The following is an 18,075-nucleotide window of genomic DNA, read 5'->3' as shown; positions in this document are numbered from 1 at the left end:
CGCGCAGACGACCGTCGGTCGGCAGCCTGGGGCGGGGCGCAGTGGCACCCCGGGTGAGGCGCGAATCTGCTGTTACTACTGGCCGTCACATCGGCGAGACGGCCTTCTCGGACAGACAGAGACGGAAGCGGGTAAGCGACATCGTCTGTCGGATCGTGGATTTCTGATCTTAAATCAAGATTCAATCATCTTCGACGAGGTGAAGCAAGAGCAAATTTCACATTGCCGAGCGCGCGGCGTCCCGTTTCTTCCAGGCGAGCGCGGCGAGCGCCTCCCAGATCAGCCCATGCGCATTGTTGACGGTCACGTCGGCGTGGTCATACGGCGGGCTGACCTCGGTGACGTCCATCGCGATCACATTCGTCTCGAGCACGATCTGGCGCACCACGCGCAGCAGGTCGATGGGGGCGAATCCGCCGGGCGCCGGCGTTCCGGTCGCGGGCGCGAACGCCGGATCGAGCACGTCGATGTCGATCGACAGGTACACAGCATCCGCCCGCTCCCGCGCCGCGGCGATCACGTCGGTCATGACGGGGCGAACCCCGCGCTCCCAGAACTCCTGCATCATGAAGTGCTTGAGGCCGTTGTCGCGCATCCACTTCTGGTCCTCCTCGCCGGGCCAGTATCCGCGCAGGCCGCACTGGATGAAGTTCGGACCGGGGATGGCGCCCGACTCGATCAGGCGCCGCATCGGGGTGCCGTGGCTCGCGAGGTTGCCCTCGAGGATGTTCGCGGTGTCGGCGTGCGCGTCGAAGTGGATCATGACGACGTTGCCGTACCCGTGGTGCTCGGCGACGGCCGTGGCCGCCGGCCAGGTGATCGAGTGGTCGCCGCCGATGACGACGGGCACGATGCCGCGGCTGGCGACATCCTGAACCCTGTCGTACACGGCCTTCTTCGAGAGCTCCCACATTCCGTGGCTCGTGACGGCGTCGCCGTAGTCGACGACCTCGAGGTGGTCGAACATCTCGATGCCGAGGTCGAGGTGGTAGGTGCCGGGGTCGTAGGCGTTTGCCCGCAGCGAGCGCGGACCGAAGCGGGCGCCGGGGCGGTTGGTGGTGTTGTCGTCCCACGGGGCTCCGACGATCGCGACGTCGGGCTGCCACTCGTCGAGCTGCTCCGGCTCGGTGAGCAGCGGACGCATTCCGAACGTCGCCGGCCCGACGTAGGACTGCGCGTCGAGCTGCTTGCGGAGGCCGGGGGGAACGTCGCGCTTGGGAGCTGTCATGCACGAATGGTAGTCGTGGTGAGCGCGTGGGTGTGGGACCCTCGAAGCGTGACCGATCTCCCCTCCGCCCACCTGAAGCTCAGCGGCTTCCACGCCGTGATAGAACCCGATCGCTGGGTGCCGGGCGCGTTCACTCTCATCGTCGATGGCACGCCGCAGTCGCACGTCAACGTCGACGACCCGAGCGAGCTGTTCTTCGAATACGTGCAGCGCATCGGACACGTGATCGATCAGCTCGGGATGCCCGGCGAGCCGATCACGGCGGTACACCTCGGCGCCGGGGCGTTCACCCTGCCGCGCTACATCCACGCGACGAGGCCCGGATCGCGGCAGCAGGTGATCGAGCTCGAGATGGAGCTCGTGGATCTCGTGCGCGCCAGGCTCCCGCTGCCGAAGCAGGCATCGATCCGGGTGCGGCACGGCGACGCACGCGTGGTCGTCGAGAAGCTGCCACCGGGCCTGCGGGGCAGCGCCGACCTTGTCGTCGTCGACGTGTTCTCCGGTGCGCGAACGCCGGCGCACGTGACGAGCATCGAGTTCTACAGCGAGGTCGCGACACTGCTCGCGCCGGGTGGCGTCGTCGCGGTGAACGTTGCCGACGGTCCGGGGCTCGCCTTCGCCCGCGGGCAGGCGGCGACGCTTCTCTCGGCGGTCGGCGAGGTCGCCGCGCTGGCCGAGACGCAGATCCTCAAGGGGCGCCGCTTCGGCAATGTGGTGCTCGTCGGCTCGAACCAGCCGCTTCCGCTCGACTGGATGCCGCGGCTGCTGGCCGGGGGGCCGCATCCGTCGAAGGTCATCGCCGGGCGCGAGCTCGCCGACTGGATTGCCGGCGCCCCGATCGTGACCGATGCGACTGCGATCCCGTCGCCGCCGCCCGCGAAGAACATCTTCCAGACCCGCGGCGGCTCCTGAGCGCCCACTCCGGCTGTCGGCGACTCTCCGCTGCTTTCATTATTCAGGAGCGGGTCGGCGCAGCATCCGTCCGGCTACCCGTCGTCCGCCCACAAATGCCGCCTTGTGCGGCAATTCGCGCCAGAAGAAGCCGCCCAGCCGCAGGACTCGCTGTCAAATCCCCCCGCGTGGCCCTCACCTCCTGAATGATGAAAGGATGACGAAAATGTGGCGCAGCGCGTGGGGGGCGGGTCTCGTCGCGTCCGTCGTCGTGCTGGCCGGATGCTCGGGGCCGGCTGAGGAGCCCACGCCGGTTCCGCCGGTGCCGAGCGAGACCGGCGACCCGGATGCCGGACCCGTGCAGCCCGTCGGCGACACAACCGTGATCGCGACCGGCCTGACCGCACCGTGGTCGATGGTGCGACTGGCGAGCGGCTCAACCCTGATCAGCGAGCGCGACTCCGCACGGGTCATGGAGCTGACCGCGACGGGCGAGGTGCGCGATGCCGGCGTGGTCGGTGGAGTCGTGCCCGGCGGCGAGGGCGGACTTCTCGGGCTCGCGGTGCTCGCGGCGGAGGACGACGAATCGGCCGACGCCGCGGCGACCACCTGGCTCTACGCCTACTTCACCGCATCCGACGACAACCGGATCGTGCGGATGCCGCTCGAGGGCGACCCAGGCGCCTACAGCCTGGGCGTCCCGGAGGACGTGCTGATCGGCATCCCCAAGTCCACCACCCACAACGGCGGCCGTCTCGCCTTTGGCCCCGACGGCATGCTCTACGCGACCGCCGGCGACGCGGGCGAGCCCGACCGGGCGCAGGATGTGGCGTCGCTCGGCGGCAAGATCCTGCGGATGCTGCCCGACGGGGCGGTCCCCTCCGACAACCCGTTCCCCGACTCGCTCGTCTTCTCCCTCGGCCATCGAAACTCGCAGGGGCTCGCCTGGGACAGGGACGGCCTGCTCTGGGCCGCCGAGTTCGGCCAGAACCAGTGGGACGAGCTCAACGTGATTCTTCCCGGGCAGAATTACGGCTGGCCCGAGGTCGAAGGCATCGCGAGCGTCGACGACTTCGTCGACCCGGTGCAGCAGTGGGCGACATCCGAGGCGAGCCCGAGCGGGCTGGCCTTCGTGCGTGACACGTTCTTCCTCGCCGCTCTGCGTGGCGAGCGCGTCTGGGCGATCTACCCGGGCGAGGAGACCATCGACTCCGTCGCCTACTTTCAGGGCGAGTTCGGGCGCCTTCGCGACGTCGCGGCGGGCCCCGACGGCACCCTCTGGATGCTCACGAACAACACCGACGGCCGCGGCGAGCCCACCGAGGGCGACGATAAAATCATTGAGGTCCGACTCGCGCCCCCAGTCGAGGGGTGAACCGCCCAGTCGGGGATATTCTTTTGTCAATGACCAGCAATAGCCTTCACGATACGCCCGACCTGCGCACTGCCCAGGCTCGACTCGACGAACTCGGCACCGCGAGGAGCACCGCCGCCGTCGCCGAACGCGCCGATCTGCTGCGGGTGCTCGGTCGGCTCGACGAGGCCCTCGCGACCGCCGAGGAGAGCTACCGGCTCGCCTTCTTCACGGGCGACCGGGAGGATGTGACCGCCGCCCGACTGCGGCGCGCACGCGTGCTGCAGGACAAGGGATCGCTCGACCGAGCCCTCAACGAGGTCAAGGCCTGCAGCCTCGCCGCGCACACCGAGGCATGGGGCGAGCTCGAGGCATCCGCTCTGTACCAACTCGCGAGCGTGCTCGTCGACCTGCGCCGACTCGAGGAGGCGCGCTCGACCATCTCGGAGCTCGTCAAACTCCGTGCAAGCCAAGGCGCTCCCCCGGAGCAGCTCACCGCACTCGACGAGGCGCTCGAGACCATCATGCGGCGGATGCTGACCGAACCGACCTGAGGCCCGGCGCGGGTTCTCGCGCCCCAGCTCCCGACTCGGGTGCACAGCCTCCCGTCGCGGCGAACCATCAACAGGCCGCGGGGCGAGATGGCCAATGTCGGCGGTGCCGGGTTATGTTCGAGGCGTGGCAGAACTAGATCGTGTGCGGCGGTGGGCGGATGCTCTCATCACCCTGCACCTCGATGCGACGTGGTCGTTCGGGTTCGACGCCGCGAAGACGCGCGCCGGATTGTGCAACTTCACCCATAAACGCATCACCGTGTCGCGCTATCTCGCCGCCCGCTACGACGACGACGAGATCCACCAAGTGCTGCTCCACGAGGTCGCGCATGCGATGGCGGGGTCGGCGGCCGGCCACGGGCCGAACTGGAAGCGGGTTGCCCGAGAGCTGGGCTACGAGGGAAAGCGGCTGCACGACGGCGCGATCGCGAACGAGCTCGCCCCCTGGGTCGGCGTGTGTCCCGGCGGGCACGCGCACTACCGGTACCGCAAGCCCGCCCGGGCGCTGGCCTGCGGGCGGTGCGCGAAGAAGTTCGACCCGGCAAACCTCATCGCGTGGTCGGAGCGGTTCATCTCGGCTGCAGCGCGGCAACGTGCGGCCGGATAAGACTGGAGCCCGACACGGAAAACCGGGCAGCGCTCCACGCCGCCCGGTCCACGCGTGCCGCGGTGGTTACTCGGTGACCTTGACCTCTTTCCAGAAGGTCACGTAGCCACTGAAGTCCTTGCCGACGCGGTCGAACGCCGTGGGGTACGGGGCGGGGTAGCTGAAGGCGCGGTCCTGCAGCGACGTCTCGCCGTCCTGAACGTTGAAGTACTGGCAGTCACCCTTCCACGGGCAGTGGTACGCGGTGGGGCTCTTGGTCAGAAGCTCCGCGTTGACGCTCGAGGGCGGGAAGTACCAGTTGCCCTCAATCTTGATCAGATCTTCCTGGGGTGCTTCGGCGATGACGGTGCCGTTGACAGTTGCCTTCATGGGTATACCTCCGGAGTCGATGCGAACGAATGCTCTGATTGGCCGAACAGCGCGACTTCGCGGCGAATTCCCGCGGGCGCAGCGCGTTGAGGCGACTCACGGGTGACGCACGACTGGCCACGTTGTACTCCGTCGCCGCGAGGACGAGACTGGCCACATGCGTGTTCTCCTCAAACTCATCCTCGACTGCGAACCGGATGCCGCGTGGCGTGCGATCAGGTCCCCGGCCGGACTGCGCAGCGTCTCCGCGCCCCTGATGGTCTTTCACTCGCTCGAGCCCGATGGATTCCAGGAGCAGTGGTCCGAGGGCGAGCATCCGGTGCGGGTCGAGGGGCTCGGCGTCATCCCCCTCGGCGAGCAGGTCATCGCGATCTCGTATCCGCCGGCACACGGCCACACGAGGCTCGTGCAGGACACCGGCTACGGAGTGAGCGGCATCTTCACCGCCGTCAACTACTGGGAACACACCATGGCCGTGGCCCCCGCGCACGGAGGCGGCACGCTCTATCGCGATCAACTGGTCTTTGATGCGGGTGTTCTCAGCCCGCTCCTGTGGCCGATGTACTGGGTTTTCTGGCAGTACCGCGCACTGCGGATGAAGGCCCTCGCGCGCCACTGGTAAGCGCGGATCAATGCTCGGAAGCCGCGGTGACCGGCCTGTCAATGGCTTGCCCGGGCGGGGGTGCAGAAGTTTGACTCCTCTCATTCACCGGTCGACGCGGCACTCCCGCTCGACCGTCTTACGAGGGGGAACAATGACAAAAGCATTCTTCGGCGATGCCGGGCCCACCGTTGTCCCGCCAGTCACCGGATCGATCCCGGTCCAGAAGTCCCTGGCGTCGAGCCCGCCAGTTGCGGTCACTCCATCGGCGGGGGTGACGGCCCCGTTCGCGGTCGGCTCGACGACAGTGCGGTTCAATGACGCGAGCGTGCGGAGGTTCTTCGCGCGGCGCCACACGGTCACCGGCTGACCGACTGACCTGGATAAGGCGGCAACCGGGCAGTCTGCGTCCACCGCCCCCATCCGCGAGTCGCCCACTTAAGCCGCCACACCCGCCGAAGAAGCGACACATTCGGGCAACTCGCGAGCCTCTCCCCGTCCGCGGGGAGCCCCGTCACAGCCTGCCGCAGTTAGCCTCGACTCATGATCGCTCTCGAGATCGCCGACTGGCGCCGCCGCGTGTTCGCCCTCTACACCGAGGTGCGTCACGCCACCGACCTGTATGCGGCCCACGACCTGTGGCGACGGGAGCGGGATCGGTTGTTCGCCGGACATCCGTCCACTCCCCTGTTGCCCGCCGACCTCGCTGAATTCACCGGCCTGAAGGTCAAGCCCTACGATCCGGACTGGCGCTTCGAGGTGCCGGTGGTGCCGGTCGAGCCGCGCCGGTTCGAGGTCGAGACGGGAACCGACGGCATCGTTCCGTTCGACCTCGTCGGGGTCGTGGATGTTCCGGGTGTCGGCCCGCTCGATGTGTGGCGGCTGGCGAGCTACGGCGGAGGGCTGTTCGTCCCGGTGAAGGATGCGCTCGCGGGAAGGCCCGGCGGCACCTATGGCGGCGGACGCTATCTCCTCGACACGGTCAAGGGGGCGGACCTCGGCGTCGGGAGCGCCCCCGACTCGCTCGTGCTCGACTTCAACTTCGCCTACAACCCGTCCTGCGCCTACGACCCCGCGTGGGCCTGCCCGCTCGCGCAGCCAGGCAACACGGTCGCCGTCGAGATCCCGGTGGGCGAGCGGCACTGAGAAGCGACCCTCGCGGCGCAGCCGAGGCCACCTGCTAGGCTGGGGTCACTTGCGAATCCGCTGTCGGGTTCCTTGCGTCGGAGAACGCTAACTCTTCTCATCGGAAACGCCTGACTCAGGCATCCGGTTCGTAGACATTTTCTTACGGCGAACGGATGTGGCCATCGCCATCTTCGCCATTCTGGGTCCACTTGCGCGCCAGCCGCGCTGCCGGACCAGCATCTGCCCGAAAGGCACCTTCTTGTCTGAAACAACCACGCTCGAAAGCACGTTCGCCACACTCGGCGTCCCGGCTCCGATCGTCGCCGCGCTGTCCAAGGCCGGCATCGACTCGCCCTTCCCGATCCAGCAGGACACCCTGCCCGACACCCTCAACGGCCGCGACGTGCTCGGCCGCGGAAAGACGGGATCCGGCAAGACGCTCGCGTTCGCCATCCCGATGATCGCGCGCCTCGGCGGCAAGCTCGCCGGCGGCAACCGCCGCCCCGGACGCCCGCTCGGCCTCATCCTGGCCCCGACGCGCGAGCTCGCAACCCAGATCACCACGGCCATGGAGCCGCTCGCCGCCACCTACAACCTGAAGCTCACCACGATCTTCGGTGGCGTTTCGCAGCAGCGCCAGGTCGCCGCCCTCAAGTCGGGCATCGACATCGTCGTGGCGTGCCCCGGCCGCCTCGAGGACCTCATGAAGCAGGGCCTCGTATCGCTCGACGCGGTCGAGATCACCGTGCTCGACGAGGCCGACCACATGGCCGACCTCGGCTTCCTGCCCGTCGTCACGCGCATCATGGACAAGACGCCGAACACGGGACAGCGGATGCTGTTCTCCGCCACCCTCGACAACGGCGTAGACAAGCTCGTCAAAAAGTACCTCCACAACGAGGTGCTGCACTCCGTGGACGAGGCCAACTCCTTCGTCTCGGCGATGACCCACCACGTGTTCGAGGTCGAGTCGGTCGAGGCCAAGCGCCTGCTGATCGAGAAGCTTGCCTCGGGGACCGGCCGCCGCATCCTGTTCATGCGCACGAAGCACCACGCCAAGAAGCTCGCCAAGCAGCTCAGCGACGCCGGCATCCCCGCCGTCGACCTGCACGGCAACCTGTCCCAGCCACAGCGCGACCGCAACCTCGCCGCGTTTGGCGAGGGGAGCGTGCGTGTGCTCGTGGCGACGGATGTCGCGGCGCGCGGCGTTCACGTCGATGACATCGAACTCGTGATCCACGTCGACCCGCCGGCCGAGCACAAGGCATACCTGCACCGCTCGGGCCGCACCGCCCGCGCCGGCAAGGAGGGCGAGGTCGTCACGCTCGTGCTCCCCGCCCAGCGCAAGGACACCGCGGCGCTGCTGCGCAAGGCCGCCATCACGGTCATCCCACAGCAGGTCAGCGCGGCATCGCCGGCCGTTGCCGCCCTGGTCGGCGACATCGCCGCATACGTGAAGCCGGTGCCGCGCGCCGAGCAGCCCGTCCGCGGACAGTCTCAGGGCGGACGCTCGCAGGGTGCCAACGCCCAGCGCAAGCGCGAGAACCGCGACGGCGCTCCCGCCCGCAGTGGCGGCGCTCGCTCCGGCGGAGGCCGCTCCGGCGGTGCTCGTTCGGGCGGCGCCTCGGGTGGCGCCGGTGGCGGCCGTCCGGCCGCTGGCGGATCGCGCAGCTTCTACAGCACCGCGAGCGGCGAGGGCGCAGCGCCCACGTCGTCCGCGCGTCCGGCCGGCGCCGATGGCGGCAGCCGCAGCGGCAGCCGCAACGGCGGCGGAGCTGGTCGCGCCGGTGGCGGTGGCGGACTCGTCGGCATGTCGCAGGGCGGCGCCGGACGCCGTCGCGGCGGCGGCCGCTAGCTGACCTGGCGGCCGGGCGCTTCGTCGTCCGGCCGCACCATACTTCGGCAGGGCGTCACCCGTTCTGCCGGCCGAACACTTCGGACGGGCGCACATGCGTCCCGCCGATACGACGAGCTGGGCTGGTTCCGCGAGAGCGGGACAGGTCCAGCATCCGCGAGTTGCCCTCTTGTGCTGGATACCGGTGGTATCGCATGACACCAGCGGGCAACTCGGCGGCAGTGCCACTCGGTGGCACCGCCGATGACGGTGCCGCTGGTTTGCGACCGGCCGCTGCCTTGACAGGAGCGCATGTCGCGAACCGGCGGACTACCCGCTAACACCCCCGCTCAACCAGCTCGGCGCTGCACTGCCTACGCCCGCGACCCCCAGCCGGGCGACTCGCCCGCCGGGCTCCGGCGCTGCGGCACATCCCACGGGTTGTCGTCGCGGAGCGGCTCGGGCAGGAGCTCATCCGGCGCACCCTGATAGCTGACCGCGCGCAGGAACCGCGAGATCGACGCGGTTCCCACCGACGTGCCGGAGTCACTCGTCGTCGCCGGCCACGGTCCGCCGTGCTGCATCGCCGGAGTCACCGCGACACCAGTCGGCCAACCGCCGAAGAGCACGCGTCCGGTGTGGCGGCTCAGCCAGTCGACCAGTTTGCGCAGCGGCAGGCTGGTCTCCCCCGCTGCGGCGTGCACCGTGCCGGTGAGGTTACCCGCGAACAGCTCGTCGGCAAGGTCGGCGAGCTCGTGGTCGTTCTCGTACTCGACGACGATCGCGAGTGGGCCGAAGGCCTCCCCGAGGAGCGCATCCTCGGCATCCACGAGCGCTGCGGCGCTCACGCTGACGAGCGTCGGCGTCGCCCAGCCCTGGCCCGCGTCATCAAACCGCAACGACCCCTCGGCGATCACGCTGACCCCGTTCGTCGCGAGGATAGTGTCCCGGCGATCACGGAACCCCTTCGCGATGCCTGGGTACAGCAGACGGTGCTCCGGCACCTGTCCTGCGCGCTCGGCGAGCCCCTCTGCAAGCCCGTGCCCGCTGGGAACGAAGAGGAAGCCGGGCTTGGTGCACAGCTGCCCCGCCGATCCACTGACGCTCGCGACGAAGCCGTCGGCGATCTGCTCGCCCCGCTCGGCGAGCGCGTCGGCCGTCACGAAGACGGGGTTCACGCTGCCGAGTTCCCCGTAGAACGGGATCGGTGTCGGGCGGTCCGCGGCGATCCCGGCGAGCAGCTGCCCGGCATGGATCGACCCGGTGAAGCTGCCGGCCTGGATGCGTGCGTCCTGCAGAAGTGAGACCCCGGCATCCTGCCCCATCACGACCTGCAGGATGCCGTCGGGCGCACCGGCGCCGGCGAGGGCGTGGTTCACAACCCTGGCAGTAGCCTCCGACAGCCGCGGATGCCCGGAGTGCGCCTTCACGATGACCGGGCAGCCGGCGGCAAGGGCCGAGGCGGTGTCGCCGCCGGCCACCGAGAACGCGAACGGGAAGTTGCTCGCGGCGTAGTTGAGCACGGGCCCGAGCGGGATCAGGTAGCGGCGCAGGTCGGCACGTGGGCCGAGCACGAAGTCGGGATCGGCCTCGTCGATGCGCACGTCGAGGTAGCCGCCGTCGAGCACGACCTCGGCGAACAGCCGCAGCTGTACTGCGGTGCGCTTGAGCTCGCCAGCCAGGCGTGCCTCGGCGAGCCCGGTCTCCTGCATGGCGATGGCGATGAGCTCGGGCGCGGATGCCGTGAGGGCGTCGGCCGCGGCGACGAGAGCCGCCGCACGGTCGCTCGGCGATGTCTCCGCCCACTCGGCCGCGACGTGCTCGGCGCGGGCGGCGATGATTTCGAGCTCGTCCAGGGATGTGCTGGTCATGGTGCTCCTCACGGTCGGATGCTACAAATCAGAACTGGAACCCGGTCGGGAACGGGTCGCTTGGATCGAGCAGGTACTGCCCGATTCCAGTGACCCAGGCCCTCCCGGTGATGGTGGGGATGACGGCGGGGATGCCCTCCACCGTCGTCTCCTTGATCAGCCGGCCGACGAAGATCGACCCGATGAACGACTCATTGACGAAGTCGGTGTCGAGTGCGAGCTCGCCGCGCGCCCAGAGCTCGGCCATGCGCGCCGAGGTGCCGGTGCCGCACGGCGACCGGTCGAACCAGCCAGGATAGATCGCCATCGCGTGCCGGCTGAAGATGGCATCCGATCCGGGGGCGATGAACTCGACGTGGTGGCAGTGATCAACGCCGTCGATCGTCGGATGCGACGGCGGATCGGACTCGTTGATCGCGGCCATGATGGCCAGGCCGGCCGCGAGGATCTCCGGCTGCTGAGAACGGTCGAACTCCAGTCCGACGGCGTCGAGGTCGACCATCGCGTAAAAGTTTCCACCGAACGCGAGGCTGTACGGCACGTTGCCGAAGCCAGGCACCTCGACGGTCGCGTCGAGCCGCACGCTGTAGGAGGGCACGTTCTCGATCGTGACGGAGTCTGCGTGGCCGTCGCGCACGGCCACCCGTGCGATGACGAGTCCGGCTGGGGTGTCCAGCCGGATCGTGGTGACCGGTTCGACGACCTCGACCATTCCGGTCTCGACAAGCACGGTGGCGACGCCGATCGTGCCGTGGCCGCACATCGGCAGGCATCCGGAGACCTCGATGTAGATCACGCCCCACTCAGCGTCGGGTCTCGTCGACGGCTGCAGGATCGCGCCGCTCATCGCCGGATGCCCGCGCGGCTCGTTCATGAGGAAGAGCCGGATGTCATCGAGGTGCTCGATGAAGTGCAGGCGCTTCTCGTTCATGGTCGCGCCGGGGATCACGCCCACGCCGCCCGTGATGACACGGGTCGGCATCCCCTCGGTGTGGGAGTCGACGGCGGTGAGCATGCGGGTGCTTCGCATCGGGCAATCCTTTCACTGCGACCGGGGATCCGGTCACATCACCTCAAGATTGGTCAGATACACCTAGCGACGGGCGGCGAGGAAGTCGAGAGCGCGCTGTGTGTCCGCGCGCACCTGCGCCTCGTTCTCCGGGCTCAGCGGGCCGCGCGGCGGACGGGTCGCGCCGCCGTAGCTGCCGCCGGCCATGTCGACCGAGAGCTTGATGGCCTGCACGAACTCGGTCTTCGAGTCCCAGCGGAACACCGCGACGAGCATCCGATAAATCTCGAGGGCGTCGTCGATGCGGCCGGCCTTGACGAGGTCATAGATCTCGACGGCCTCGCGCGGGAACGCGTTCGGGTATCCGGCGAACCAGCCCGTCGCGCCCGCCACAAGCGACTCGAACAGCAGGTCGTCGGCGCCGCAGATGACGTCGATGTCGCACAGCTCCTTGATCTCGAGCACCCGGCGAATATCGGCCGAGAACTCCTTTATCGCCACGACCTCCGGGATTTCGGCGAGCTTCGCGACGAGCGAGGGCACAAGATCGACCTTGGTGTCGAAGGGGTTGTTATAGGCCATGATCGGCATCCCGACCTCGGCGACCCTCGTGTAGTGCTCGATGACCTCCGACTCATTCGCCCGGTAGATCGTCGGCGGGAGCAGCAGCACGCCGTCGGCGCCGTCCTCCTGGGCATACTCGGCCCACTTCCTGGCCTGGTGCCAGCCGACGCCGTGCACTCCCGCGACGACGAGACCGCGGTCGCCGACAGTCTCGACGGCGACCTGAACGACCTTGCGGCGCTCCTCGTCGGTGAGGGAGGAGTACTCGCCGAGCGACCCGTTGGGGCCCACGCCGCGGCATCCGTTGTTGATGAGCCAGTCGCAGTGCGCCGCGAATTTGTCGTAGTCGACGGCGAGGCCGCCGGGCGCCGAGGCGTCGTCCTTGAAGGCGAGGGTGGTCGCGACGATGACGCCTCCCAAGTCGAATGTTTTGTCGGTCATTGCGTCCCTTTCGCTTCATCGGCCAGGTCGTAGGTGTCGGGGTGCGCGGTGGTTCCCGCGGCGAGTTCCCCAAGTCGGATGGGCGCGGCGATGGGCCGGCGGTCAGTGGACGAGCCATCGCCGAGACCGCCGGTGCGCGCCTGAAGCAGCTCCTCGACGGATCGCCCGCAGATGCGGCCCTGACAGATGCCGAGGCCGGCGCGGGTGCTGAGCTTCAGCGCGCGCAGCGACCGGGAGGCGGTGCTGTCGGCGACCCTGCAGAGGCGGCCGTAGGTCACCTCTTCGCAGCGGCAGACGATGGTGTCGGACTCGAGCATGGCGGGCCAGCCGGGACGGATGCCGTGGGCGGCCTCGATGCGGCGCGCGAAGCTCGCGAACACCCGGCGGCGGCGGACGGCCCCGCCGACCGACGGGTCAGAGGCGGCACCTCCCGCCGCGACGTGCCCGGCCACCTCGCCCTCGGCCAGCGCGAGGTCGACGCCGCCGATTCCGGTGATCTCGCCCGCGGCGTAGACGCCCGCGACCGTGGTCTGCTGGCCGTCGTCGACCGTGACGAAGCGCTCCGGGCTGAGCGCGCAGCCGGCGGCGATGGCGAGTTCGAGTCTCGGGGTGAACCCGTGGCTGACGCACACGGCATCCGCGGCGATGCGCCGTCTGGTGCCGGGGATTGGCACCCAGTCGGCGTCGACGTCGGCGATCGTGACCGCCTCGACCCGGTCGGTTCCGTGTGCGGCGACGACCGCGCGGCCCGTGGAGTAGGGGATGCGGTGCCGGAGCTGCCCTGCAACGTAGCCGGCAAGCTCGAGTGCCTTGCCGCCCGCGCTGACGAGCTGCCAGGGCCGGGGCAGCCAGCCGCGGGCGAGGGCGGGGGCGCCGCTGGCCTCGAAGACCCCGACAACTCCCGATCCGGTCTTCGCGAGCGCGGCGGCGACGGGAAGCAGGAACGGTCCGGCGCCGGCCACGACAACACGGTCGCCGACGACGATGCGCTCTCCCTTGGCGAGGGCCTGCGCGGCACCGCCGGTGAAGACCCCGGGGAGGTCCCAGCCGGGGAAGGGCAGGGTGCGGTCGTGTGCGCCGGTGGCGAGCACAATACGGTCAGGGCGAAAGACGAGGCGCTCCCGGTTCGCTCCGTCGGGCTCGCCGAGGAGCACGTGAACGGTGCCTGGCCCCGCGGATGCGCCCGGGAGGGTGCCGGCGGTGGCGGATGCGCCCGACCCACCGCCCTGCTCGATCGCCCAGACCTGGGCGTTGCGCAGGATGCGGCATCCGGCGTCGTCGTCGAGCTCGCGGCTCAGGGCCTCGAACTGCCGGAAGTGGTGGTGCAGGGTGTGCTCCCGCGCGGACGGGCGCTCGGCCGGGAGGTGGCGCCAGTACTGGCCGCCGAGCTGGTCGCTCGAGTCGAGGACGACGACGGATGCGCCGCGCCGCCGGGCCGCGCGCGCAGCGGCGAGCCCCGCGGGTCCGGCGCCGATGATGAGCACCTCAGTCATCGCTGCCGCCCCGCTCCGAGCTCGGCGGCACCGGAAGCGCGTCGTGCTGGGTTGTGACCGCGTTGCCGTCGACCGCACGGCGCTGGCAGGCGCGCACGTCCCTGGCGCCGTCGACCTCGACCATGCAGTCGAAACAGACGCCGATTCCGCAGAAGATGCCCCGCGGGCGGCCCGCGGCGGAGGTGCGGCGGAAGCCGAGCTGCCCGCTGGCGAGGATCACCCCGGCGATGCTCTGCCCGGCGATGCCCTCGAGGCGCTCCCCATCGAGGGTGATGGCGACCGGGGTCGAGGCTGCGGGGCGGATCGGGTCGTCGCCCGCCGGCAGCATCCGCGGGCTCACGCCGCCACCCCGGTGAGGTGCGGCAGCAGCGAGGCGCGGGATGCCTGGAACGGAGCCGCGTCGATGCGGGTCGGAGTTCCGAGCATGAGGTCGCGCACCAGCTCCGCGGTCGCGAGACTCAGGCCGATGCCCGCGCCCTCGTGGCCTGTCGCGTGCCAGAGTCCGGGCAGGCGCGGGTCCTCACCGATGAGCGGGAGGTGGTCGGGCATGAAGGGGCGGAAGCCGCCGTAGCTGCGCATCACCTGGGCTCCGGCGAGGAACGGGAACAGCCTGAGCGCCTTCGCGGCGAGCTGGCCGAGCACCTCGACCTCGAGCCGCGAGTCGAAGCCCTTCTGCTGCCGGGACGACCCGATCAGCACGGTGCCAGCGGCGGTGGACTCGACGACGCTCGAGGTCTGCAGGTCGCCGGCATCCGACCCCACGGCTCCCACGTAGTCGCCGTCGTAGACCTTGTGGAAGATGCGGTGCGGCATGCGCGAGGTCACGAGCAGCTCGCCGCGGCGCGGGCGCACGGGCAGCGCGACGCCGAGCAGCTCGGCGACCTCGCCCGACCAGGGGCCGGCGGCGATGAGCACGCGCGAGGCGCGCAGCGGGCCCTGCGGCGTGTGAACCCCGACGAGGGCGCCGGACGAATCGCGGATGCCGCCGGTCGCGGCGGTGTTCTCGAGCAGCCGCGCGCCATACTGCTGGGCGGATGCCATGAGGGCGTCGGTCGCGATGGCCGGCTGCACCTGGGCGTCCTCCGGGTAGAACACAGCAGCCTGGAACGAGTCGGTCAGGTCGGGTTCAAGCTCCCTGGCCTCGGCAGCGTCGAGCACCCGCGCCTCGACTCCCGCGCCTCGCTGCAGCGCCGCGAAGTCGAGCAGCGGGCCGGCGCCCGCGGCGGTCGTGGCGACGACCAAGCCGCCCTTGCGGTCGAATTCGAGCGAGGGGAATCCCCGACCGAGCTCCTCGCGGAGGCGGGCGACGGTGCCGTCCCAGAGGGAGGACGCGTACTGGGCGAGCTGGAGCTCGTGGCCCGGGCCCTTGTCGGAGACGAGAAGGTTGCCTTCGCAGGCGGCGGAGGTGCCACTTGCGGTCGTGCCGCGATCGACCACGGTGACCGCGACCCCGGCGACCGCGAGGGCCCGGGCGCAGGCGGCACCGATGATGCCCGCGCCGATCACGATGACATCGTTCGCCATACGCCTCTCCTTCCGATCGACTTATAGTATGTTACACACTACTGGCGCCGGTCGGGATCGAGAAACCGGTCACGCGCCAAGGTAGGCGTCGATGATGCGGGAATCCGCAATGAGGTCGGATGCACGACCCTCCAGCGTGGTCGCGCCTTCTTCGATCACGTAGGCGCGGTCGGTGACCTTGAGCGCGGCGCGGGCGTTCTGCTCGACGAGCAGCACGGTCGTGCCCTGGTCGCGGATGTCGCTGATGACCTGCATCACCTGCGCGACAATGAGCGGGGCCAGCCCCATCGACGGCTCGTCAAGCATGAGCATCTTCGGACCGGCCACGAGCGCCCGCCCGATTGCGAGCATCTGCTGCTCTCCGCCCGACAGCGTTCCGCCATGCTGAGCGCGGCGTTCCGCGAGCAGCGGCAAAAGCTCGAACACCTGCTCGATCCGCTTGGCCACGACGCCGCGCTCCTTCACGAGGTAGCCGCCGAGCTGGAGGTTCTCGAGCACCGAGAGGGTGCTGAAGATGCGACGACCCTCCGGCACGTGGATGAGACCCGCGCCGACCACGTTCCACGGGTGCGCCTTGGAGATGTCGGCGCCGTCGAAGGTCACCGTGCCGGACGTGGCGCGCACGATGGCGGACGCCGTCGAGAGCGTCGTCGACTTGCCGGCCCCGTTGTTGCCGAGCAGGGCGACGATCTCGCCCTCGTCAACCCGCAGGCTTATTCCGCGCAGTGCCTGCACCTTGCCGTAGAACACCTCGACGTTGTCGAATTCAAGCATCGCCACGAGAGGGCACCTCCTCTTCGTCGTCTTTGCCGAGGTACGCCTCGATCACGGAGGGGTTCGCCTTCACCTCTGCGGGGGTTCCCTCGGCAATCTCCTTGCCGAAGTTCATCACCACGATGCGCTCCGAGACCTCCATCACCAGGCCCATGTCGTGCTCGATGAGCACGACAGCGGTGCCGAGGTCGCGGATGCGCCGCACGAGCTCGAGCAGCGTCTGCTTCTCGTTGTGGTTGAGCCCCGCAGCGGGCTCGTCGAGCAGGAGCAGCTCTGCCTTGCGGGCGAGAGCCCGGGCGATCTCCACCTGCTTCTGCTGGCCGTAGGCCAGGTTGCGAATCGGCACGCCGCGCTCGCCCTTGTAACCGACGAAGTCGAGCCAGTAGTGGGCCTCGTCGGTGTAGAGAGCCTCGCTGCGCTTGAACCGCGGGGTATGGAAGATCGCGTCGAGGAAGTTCTGGCCACCGTAGAGGTGCATGCCGGCACGCACGTTGTCGAGCACGGTGAGGTCGGGGAACAGCCTCAGGTTCTGGAACGTTCGCGAGACTCCCCCCGAGGCGATGTCGGCCGGGCGCTTGCCGGTGATCTCGGCGCCGTTGAGCTTCACACTGCCGCCGGTGGGCTTGTAGAAGCCGGTGATGCAGTTGAACGCCGACGTCTTGCCTGCCCCGTTCGGGCCGATGACGGCGATGATCTCCTTGGCATTGGCGACGAACGAGAGACCGTCGACGGCCTTGACCCCGCCGAACTGGATTTGCAGGTCGGTGACCTCGAGCACGGCGCTCATCGGCTTCTCCCCTCGGCCACGGCGGCATCCACCGCGGTCATCTTGCGCTCGGGTTCGTGCCCCCTGGCCGGCCAGAAGCCCTGCGGGCGGAACACCATGACGACGACGAGCAGCACACCGAAGACGAGGTAGCGGTACTCGGCGAAGTCACGGAGCAGTTCGGGCAGCAGGCTGATCACGAGGGCGCCGATGACGACTCCCTTCATGTTGCCCATACCGCCGAGCACGACCGCCATGAGCACGAGGGCGGACTGCAGGAACAGGAAGCTCTGCGGCGACACGGCCGACAGGTGCGAGGCGAACAGGATGCCGGCGAACCCGCCCCACACTGCGCCGAAGATGTAGGCGAGCAGCTTTACCTTGTAGGTGTGGATGCCCATCGCCTCGGCGGCGTCCTCGTCCTCCTTGACGTAGCGCCAGGCCCGGCCCAGACGGGACTTGCCCAGCCGCGCTGCCGCGAGAACGAGCCCCGCCACGATCAGCACGGTGATGTAGTAGAAGATCACCGGCTGCTGGAGGTCGAGTTCGCCGATCGTGAGGAAGCTGGGGATGCCGAAGATTCCCGACGGTCCGCCGGTCACCTGGAGGTTGTTGGCGGTGATGCGGGTGATCTCACCAAAACCGAGCGTGACGATCGCGAGGTAGTCGCTGCGCAGCCGCAGAGTCGGGGCCCCGATGAGGAGCCCGGCAAGCACCGTCATCACGATCACCGCGGGAAGGGTGAACAAGACGGGCAGCTCGAACATCTTCGACAGAATGCCGGCGGTGTACGCACCCACCGCGAGGAAGGCGATGTAGCCGAGGTCGAGCAGCCCGCAGTAGCCCACGACGATGTTGAGGCCAGCCGCGAGCACCACGAAGATCAGCGCGGTGGTCATCACGTTGAGCGAATAGGCGGATGCCGTGATGAACGGCATCACGAGGGCGATACCGAGGGCGGGCCAGCCGATGTACTTGTTCTCGAAGATTGCCGTGATGCGGGCGCCCAGCGTGTTCTTCTTCGGCGGGGCGGGCGGCGCCAAGGTGGTGTCGGTGTTCTCGCTCAT

The 18,075-nt window shown here is 69.1% G+C and carries 19 protein-coding genes; 8 read left to right on the top strand and 11 right to left on the bottom strand.

Going from position 1 to position 18,075, the window contains the following annotated elements; translation table 11 throughout:
- Positions 1–217 precede the first annotated feature (217 nt).
- Positions 218–1,228: an agmatinase gene (speB, locus tag BHD05_RS04505; protein WP_161885373.1), complete on the bottom strand. Its 1,011-nt coding sequence runs from the start codon at positions 1,226–1,228 to the stop codon at positions 218–220.
- Positions 1,229–1,234: 6 nt separating this feature from the next.
- Here speB and BHD05_RS04500 point away from each other — a divergent pair, with 6 nt between their 5' ends.
- From BHD05_RS04500 to BHD05_RS04485, 4 genes are all read left to right on the top strand, one after another.
- Positions 1,235–2,140 (top strand): spermidine synthase, encoded by a 906-nt coding sequence (locus tag BHD05_RS04500; protein ID WP_202614291.1) that lies wholly within the window; start codon positions 1,235–1,237, stop codon positions 2,138–2,140.
- Positions 2,141–2,336: 196 nt separating this feature from the next.
- A complete protein-coding gene (locus BHD05_RS04495) occupies positions 2,337–3,494 on the top strand; it encodes a PQQ-dependent sugar dehydrogenase (RefSeq protein WP_236966648.1) in 1,158 nt (385 codons plus the stop codon).
- 29 nt (positions 3,495–3,523) lie between these two features.
- Positions 3,524–4,027, top strand: coding sequence for a hypothetical protein (locus tag BHD05_RS04490; RefSeq protein ID WP_161885371.1), 504 nt, complete (start codon positions 3,524–3,526; stop codon positions 4,025–4,027).
- A 124-nt stretch (positions 4,028–4,151) separates the two neighbouring features.
- Positions 4,152–4,634 (top strand): SprT-like domain-containing protein, encoded by a 483-nt coding sequence (locus BHD05_RS04485; RefSeq protein ID WP_161885370.1) that lies wholly within the window; start codon positions 4,152–4,154, stop codon positions 4,632–4,634.
- A gap of 66 nt (positions 4,635–4,700) precedes the next feature.
- On the opposite strand, the gene BHD05_RS04480 is transcribed toward BHD05_RS04485, so the two are convergent.
- Complete coding sequence (locus BHD05_RS04480) at positions 4,701–5,003, bottom strand: DUF427 domain-containing protein (RefSeq protein ID WP_161885369.1); 303 nt, start codon at positions 5,001–5,003, stop codon at positions 4,701–4,703.
- Positions 5,004–5,160: 157 nt separating this feature from the next.
- On the opposite strand from BHD05_RS04480, the gene BHD05_RS04475 reads away from it, so the two are divergent.
- The 4 genes from BHD05_RS04475 (at position 5,161) to BHD05_RS04460 (ending at position 8,587) form a co-directional block, all read left to right on the top strand.
- On the top strand, positions 5,161–5,625 hold the full coding sequence (locus BHD05_RS04475; RefSeq protein WP_161885368.1) for a hypothetical protein: 465 nt from the start codon (positions 5,161–5,163) through the stop codon (positions 5,623–5,625).
- A gap of 133 nt (positions 5,626–5,758) precedes the next feature.
- Entirely contained in the window at positions 5,759–5,974 is a 216-nt protein-coding gene (locus tag BHD05_RS04470; RefSeq protein ID WP_161885367.1) for a hypothetical protein, read from the top strand.
- A 173-nt stretch (positions 5,975–6,147) separates the two neighbouring features.
- The gene (locus tag BHD05_RS04465; RefSeq protein ID WP_161885366.1) at positions 6,148–6,750 is read left to right on the top strand and encodes a DUF1684 domain-containing protein; all 603 of its coding nucleotides are present in this window, start codon (positions 6,148–6,150) and stop codon (positions 6,748–6,750) included.
- Positions 6,751–6,991: 241 nt separating this feature from the next.
- On the top strand, positions 6,992–8,587 hold the full coding sequence (locus tag BHD05_RS04460; protein WP_161885365.1) for a DEAD/DEAH box helicase: 1,596 nt from the start codon (positions 6,992–6,994) through the stop codon (positions 8,585–8,587).
- A gap of 353 nt (positions 8,588–8,940) precedes the next feature.
- Here the strand turns inward: BHD05_RS04460 and BHD05_RS04455 are convergent, their stop codons facing one another.
- From BHD05_RS04455 to BHD05_RS04415, 9 genes are all read right to left on the bottom strand, one after another.
- Positions 8,941–10,437: an aldehyde dehydrogenase (NADP(+)) gene (locus tag BHD05_RS04455; RefSeq protein ID WP_161885364.1), complete on the bottom strand. Its 1,497-nt coding sequence runs from the start codon at positions 10,435–10,437 to the stop codon at positions 8,941–8,943.
- A 28-nt stretch (positions 10,438–10,465) separates the two neighbouring features.
- The gene (locus BHD05_RS04450; RefSeq protein WP_161885363.1) at positions 10,466–11,467 is read right to left on the bottom strand and encodes a proline racemase family protein; all 1,002 of its coding nucleotides are present in this window, start codon (positions 11,465–11,467) and stop codon (positions 10,466–10,468) included.
- A gap of 63 nt (positions 11,468–11,530) precedes the next feature.
- Entirely contained in the window at positions 11,531–12,451 is a 921-nt protein-coding gene (locus BHD05_RS15875) for a dihydrodipicolinate synthase family protein (protein WP_161885362.1), read from the bottom strand.
- Positions 12,448–13,944 carry an NAD(P)/FAD-dependent oxidoreductase gene (locus BHD05_RS04440; protein ID WP_161885361.1) on the bottom strand — a complete coding sequence of 499 codons (1,497 nt, stop codon included), beginning with the start codon at positions 13,942–13,944 and terminating at the stop codon, positions 12,448–12,450. The genes BHD05_RS15875 and BHD05_RS04440 overlap by 4 nt, the downstream gene beginning before the upstream one ends.
- Positions 13,937–14,284 (bottom strand): (2Fe-2S)-binding protein, encoded by a 348-nt coding sequence (locus BHD05_RS04435; protein WP_236966647.1) that lies wholly within the window; start codon positions 14,282–14,284, stop codon positions 13,937–13,939. Before BHD05_RS04435 ends, BHD05_RS04440 begins: the two co-directional genes overlap by 8 nt.
- Positions 14,281–15,468 (bottom strand): NAD(P)/FAD-dependent oxidoreductase, encoded by a 1,188-nt coding sequence (locus tag BHD05_RS04430; protein ID WP_161885360.1) that lies wholly within the window; start codon positions 15,466–15,468, stop codon positions 14,281–14,283. Before BHD05_RS04430 ends, BHD05_RS04435 begins: the two co-directional genes overlap by 4 nt.
- 69 nt (positions 15,469–15,537) lie before the next feature.
- Positions 15,538–16,242 carry an ABC transporter ATP-binding protein gene (locus BHD05_RS04425; protein WP_161887342.1) on the bottom strand — a complete coding sequence of 235 codons (705 nt, stop codon included), beginning with the start codon at positions 16,240–16,242 and terminating at the stop codon, positions 15,538–15,540.
- Entirely contained in the window at positions 16,235–17,029 is a 795-nt protein-coding gene (locus BHD05_RS04420; protein WP_161885359.1) for an ABC transporter ATP-binding protein, read from the bottom strand. The genes BHD05_RS04425 and BHD05_RS04420 overlap by 8 nt, the downstream gene beginning before the upstream one ends.
- Entirely contained in the window at positions 17,026–18,075 is a 1,050-nt protein-coding gene (locus BHD05_RS04415) for a branched-chain amino acid ABC transporter permease (RefSeq protein WP_161885358.1), read from the bottom strand. Before BHD05_RS04415 ends, BHD05_RS04420 begins: the two co-directional genes overlap by 4 nt.

Source organism: Marisediminicola antarctica (genome assembly GCF_009930795.1).
GTDB lineage: Bacteria > Actinomycetota > Actinomycetes > Actinomycetales > Microbacteriaceae > Marisediminicola > Marisediminicola antarctica.
This window is presented reverse-complemented; position numbering and strand designations above follow the sequence as displayed.